The organism is Streptomyces sp. NPDC054841, assembly GCF_053611045.1.
In genome coordinates this window covers 1-4,609 of the sequence record NZ_JBSGZO010000597.1, presented here as the reverse complement: position 1 = coordinate 4,609, position 4,609 = coordinate 1, and the positions used below count along the sequence as shown (strand labels likewise).

The 4,609-nt window shown below is 66.0% G+C and carries 6 protein-coding genes; 5 read left to right on the top strand and 1 reads right to left on the bottom strand.

What is annotated here, in order from left to right:
* Both ACWGI8_RS40085 and ACWGI8_RS40080 read left to right on the top strand, forming a co-directional pair.
* The coding region (locus ACWGI8_RS40085; RefSeq protein WP_453668375.1) for a hypothetical protein at positions 1-254 on the top strand (254 nt) is incomplete at its 5' end.
* Between the two features lie 313 nt (positions 255-567).
* Positions 568-990 (top strand): hypothetical protein, encoded by a 423-nt coding sequence (locus ACWGI8_RS40080; protein WP_453668374.1) that lies wholly within the window; start codon positions 568-570, stop codon positions 988-990.
* Positions 991-1,266: 276 nt separating this feature from the next.
* Here ACWGI8_RS40080 and ACWGI8_RS40075 read toward each other — a convergent pair whose 3' ends face one another.
* Positions 1,267-1,992 carry a leucine-rich repeat domain-containing protein gene (locus ACWGI8_RS40075; protein ID WP_453668373.1) on the bottom strand — a complete coding sequence of 242 codons (726 nt, stop codon included), beginning with the start codon at positions 1,990-1,992 and terminating at the stop codon, positions 1,267-1,269.
* A 135-nt stretch (positions 1,993-2,127) separates the two neighbouring features.
* On the opposite strand from ACWGI8_RS40075, the gene ACWGI8_RS40070 reads away from it, so the two are divergent.
* The 3 genes from ACWGI8_RS40070 (at position 2,128) to ACWGI8_RS40060 (ending at position 4,552) form a co-directional block, all read left to right on the top strand.
* Positions 2,128-2,352, top strand: coding sequence for a hypothetical protein (locus ACWGI8_RS40070; RefSeq protein ID WP_453668372.1), 225 nt, complete (start codon positions 2,128-2,130; stop codon positions 2,350-2,352).
* A gap of 265 nt (positions 2,353-2,617) precedes the next feature.
* A complete protein-coding gene (locus ACWGI8_RS40065) occupies positions 2,618-3,649 on the top strand; it encodes a hypothetical protein (RefSeq protein WP_453668371.1) in 1,032 nt (343 codons plus the stop codon).
* Between the two features lie 627 nt (positions 3,650-4,276).
* Complete coding sequence (locus tag ACWGI8_RS40060) at positions 4,277-4,552, top strand: hypothetical protein (RefSeq protein WP_453668370.1); 276 nt, start codon at positions 4,277-4,279, stop codon at positions 4,550-4,552.
* The last annotated feature ends 57 nt before the right edge of the window (positions 4,553-4,609 follow it).

Below are 4,609 nucleotides of genomic sequence, written 5' to 3'. Positions count from 1 at the left end.
GCACCGCCCTGCCGCTGACCGGGCTCTCCACCGGCATCGGGGACGACGGATGGGTCCTGTGGTTCTTCGTCCCCATCAACGTGTTCATGCACCTGACCGTCGCGAGCGTCTTCGGAGGCCGCCAACTCGGTGTCTTTCCGCCCGCCTGGATCGTGCCGCTCTTCGCGATCGGGTTGACTACCTTGTCCGGCCTCATGCTCGATGCTGGATGGCTGTCGTCCATGAACGGCAAACCCTGGATCCGCCCGTCGTGATCGTGCTCGCGGTGGTAGCCGGAGTTGGCTGGGCCGTGTACGGGATCTCGTGCCTGAACGACGGCATGTGGCTCGGGACGGCGCACCAGGACATGACTTGGTACGCCTACAGGCATCCGCACCTCGGGACGGAGCCGAACGGGACCGGGGACGAGGAGTCCGCGTTTCTGATCGCCCAGATGGTTCGGGTAGAGAAGCGGGTGGCGGCGTTCACCACGGAGACCGGCATGGCCAGCATCACGCTCGCGGTGAAAGGCGGCCGAATCCAGACCCGGCGCGAGCCGCCTCCGTACGGACGGGCCAGCGCGGGCACGTGGCCCTCGGCCACATCTGGCTCGAACCCGAGCGCAACGCCGCGATGCCGTACATCCTGGAACACGAACTCGCCCACCTGCGGCGCCAGGACAGCCGCAGTCGTCTGATCGGGGGCACCATCGGTGTGCTCCTCGCGTCACTGTGCGCGGGCCTGCTCCCCCTGGTGGAAGCTGCAGTGGCTCTGGCCGGGCTGGGCGCCGCGTGGGTCGCCTACAGGTGGTGGGGCGAGCTGGCGTGCGACCGTGCTGCAGCCCGCCACTGCGGTCGGCAGACAGCTCTCGCGTGCTGGAGGCAGGAGCTGGACGGCGAACGGATGATCCCGCTGTTGCCCAGACTGTTCTTCTCGTTCCTCGCGCTGCGCAGCCATCCGCCCACGCGGCTGCGTCTGTGGCTGTCCCGATGGGCACCGCCCGGTCTCTGAGCTGTGCCTTCTGCGTCTACAGCGGGTTCTGTCAGGCCAGGGCTGCGCGGCGGGCGGTGACGAGGGTGCGCCAGCGTTCGCGTACGGGGCCGTGGCCGTTGAGCCAGTGGATGGTGATGGGGATCCGCGAAAATTTCAACGAGCCCTATCAACGGTTGGCTTCGTTCATCTCCAGCGACAGCGTTTGTCGACGAGTTTCAGCGGCGTTTGGTGATCAACTCGCTCGTGCTTGTTCACGAGAAATAGCGGCACTGTGGCGCGAGGAGGTCGTCTCTGTCAGGTCAAGACGACGCACCCCAGCCGCTCCAGCTCGCTGAGGAGCGGTAGGAAGGGATCGACTTCGTTCCAACGCAGATCCAGCTTCTCCAGCGATGGCATCAGGGCGAGCCAGTCGGGCAGCTGGCCGAGGTGATTGCTCCGCAGGTCGATCTGACGCAGTCGCGGGAGGCCGGCCAGTAACTCCGGCACCTCGGTCAGGGAGTTCTCGCGTAGGTCCAGGTGACGCAGTTCGTGCAGCTTGGCTGCTGACGACGGCAAGTGCTCGATCGCGTTTCCTCGGAGCCACAGCTCACGCAGGCAGCGGAGCTGGCCGATGGCATCGGGCAGGGCGGTGAGCCGGTTGTACTGCGCCCTGAACTCGATGAGACCGCTCATCCCGCCGATGGTCTCTGGCAGGGTGGTGAGGGAGTTCTCACCGACGTTGAGGTAACGCAACCGGGTCAGGTTTCCCAGAGAGTCGGGGATCCGCGACAGCTGGTTGTCGTGCAGGTAGAGGCAGTCGCTGAGTTCGGTCAGCTTGCCGAGTTCTTCGGGCACCGACGTCAGCGCGTTGTGACCCAGGTCCAGGGTTTTCAGCCGGTGGAGCTGCCCGATGTCCGGCGGGAGGGCCGTGAGTCCGTTGTCCGCGAGGATCAGCACATCGAGCTCGGTATGTCGCCAGACCGACTCAGGCACCTCTCCGAGCTCTCGACGCCACAAGTTCAGTGTGTGCCTCACGGCCATCTCCCGTTCGTCAACAGTCTGGGCTCCGATTCTCGTCCGGGACCTTCCTCGGCGGCGACGGGCCAGCAGACAGTTAGGACAAGACGGCACCGAGGCCACCACCAAGCCACTTGCCGAACCGCCCCGCTGTCAGGGATGCTCCTTAACTCGCCGACCGCCGGGGACGCCGGAACCCGCGAGCTCTCCTTCAACATGGATGGGCCGAATCGCAACGTGGAGTCGGCCTACTTCGCCAAGCGGGCTGTCACTCTCAAGAAGGACGAGCAGGAGACCTTCACCATCACGACGCCGACGACGAAGCAGTCCTGCTCCTTCACGATCAGGCGGCGATCCTCGACCAGGACGAGAACACCACCCTGACGGTCGACGATCACGGCCAGCCCTTCGCGGTCACGGCCGGGCTGCCCATGAAGCAGTACAAGACTCTCTACATCGGCGGCGTGGCCGCCTGCCCACCTGTCTGGCCCTGTTCGCGAGAACGGACAGCAGCTGTGCACCGGTTCGGGAGGCAGCCAACGTCTGCGTGCGAATCGAAATGTTCACGGTTCCGACGGCACTGGTGTAGAGGTGGTTGCCTTCGGGGGCGCTGAATCATGGCGTCTGGCGCCTGTCTAAGGTCACGTACATGCCAAGGACTACACCGCCGCGCCCGCTCGATGTCGAGGCGCTCTTCCCGGAGCTGGCGACCTACCGGGGCACCACTACCCGGCTCCATCCGCGCCCGGGCCGACCAGACGTGGCGGCCAGTTCCGTGGGCGGTCCGCTGCTTTGGCCGGTGACCGAACCCTGGCCGGTGTGCACCGAGCCGCACAGCCATGCGCGTGGCCTGCGGCCGGCGGACATCCACCGGCGGCGGCAGATCCTGAATCTTGCATGGCTTCGTGAATCGAACCCGGGCCCCACAGACGAGGAACGGCAGCTGCTGGAGGAACTGGACCAGAAGCATCGCGTTCAAGAGGCCGCTGCGACCGATCCACTGCCACTGATCGGTCTTGCGCAGCTGTACCGGAGGGACATCCCCGACCTGCCGACCGGGCCGGACGACTGCGATCTGCTCCAGATGTTCTGGTGCCCCTACGACGCGCACGGCCCGAGCGGCTACGGCATGCTGCTCGACCTGCGCTGGCGCCGGTCGTGGGAGGTCACCGAGGTGCAGACCTCACCGCCACAGCCGCAGGCCGTCGGCTACGAGGGGTACGTGCCCGAGCCGTGCGTGCTGCATCCGGAGCAGGTAGCCACCTACCCCTTCGCCGGCCTCCTCCCGGAGGACCTGTGCGCACGGATCGATGCCTGGGAAGAGGCCCTGGAGGAGAAGGCCGAGCAGTCGGCGGACGAAGATGCCCCAGCGCCAGTGGGCTACCAGTACGACCTGTCCATCCCACCAGGCTGGCGCGTGGGCGGTTTCGCCTCCTGGCACACCACGGACCCGTCCCCCATGAACTGCCTGACCTGCGCGACACCAATGCACCTGCTGCTGACCATCGACAGCTCGGAATGGGACGGCGGCAGCGGCAGCTGGAAGCCGCTGGAAGAACAGGACTTGCCCACGCACCAGTTCGCCAGGCCGACCAAGGTCACCGTGGGCCGCTGGGGCGAACTCAACATCTTCGCCTGCCCCGAGGAACCCAGCCACCCGCACCGCTGGAGCATCCAGTAGGCCACTCGACGATGACCACTGCACGTGCTTCAGGGAACCGTTCCCCTGGGATGCGCCGATCGAGTGGCGCAGCTGTGGCCGGCACCCAAATGCTGTCGCTTCTCCTGAACATCCAACATGGCACAGGTGCTACATCCCGTCCGGGGCAGTCCACCTGGTCCGGAAGGAACGCGAAACGTCCACCTCACAAGGCCCTGGCCGACCTCTCACACCCCGGTCTGTGATATATCCGTGAGACGCCCGGACAGGACAGACCGGGCATGACAAACGACGGGTCCGCTGCTCATTGCGGCGGACCCGACGCACCTCCCAGGGTTGCTACCTGTCGCGTGCCGTCGAGCACCACTTGATCATTGATCAATTGCGGTACAGGCCCGGTGCTTGGCGCACCGATCCGCAGTCGCTGGGGCGTCGGAAATGCGGCGTCGCCATCCACCACGGTTCAGCCTCACATCAAGCACGGACCGAATGATTGCGACAGGGAACCGAAGCGGCTCGGGGGTGGCGACCGAAGTATCACGCCTGGCCGCGAAGAGCTCGGTTGTCCACACGGATGGTGCTCTGTTGAGGTTGAACGGTTCCACGCGCCAGGGGTATCCGGCGCTGCCTCAAGAACAGGACTCCACTATGAATACTGATAGCCAGCAACTTTCCTCCGCCGCCACTTCGCAGCAGCGCCGGAACCCGCGCTCATCGCGCTTGCGGCTCATGCTGGCCGGCGGCGCCCTCGCACTCCTCGGCGGGGGCGCGGCCCTTGCCATCGCCCAATCCACGACCACCGGGACGGCCGCCGTCTCACCGGCACAGCACACAGAGAAGGAAGCGGGCAAGGGCGCGGAGGGCCAGCACCCTGCTGACACGAAGACGCTGGCCGGTCTTATTGGGTATGGGTGGCGTTACTGACCTTCGGAGACTTGAACGCAACGACGCTGCACGCGAAACGGCGCCCCTCGCGGCACA

Coding starts and splice junctions, on each gene's coding strand:
- ACWGI8_RS40075 (WP_453668373.1), bottom strand. CDS start 1,992: ATGGCCGTGAGGCACACACTGAACTTGTGGCGTCGAGAGCTCGGAGAG.
- ACWGI8_RS40070 (WP_453668372.1), top strand. CDS start 2,128: ATGCTCCTTAACTCGCCGACCGCCGGGGACGCCGGAACCCGCGAGCTC.
- ACWGI8_RS40065 (WP_453668371.1), top strand. CDS start 2,618: ATGCCAAGGACTACACCGCCGCGCCCGCTCGATGTCGAGGCGCTCTTC.
- ACWGI8_RS40060 (WP_453668370.1), top strand. CDS start 4,277: ATGAATACTGATAGCCAGCAACTTTCCTCCGCCGCCACTTCGCAGCAG.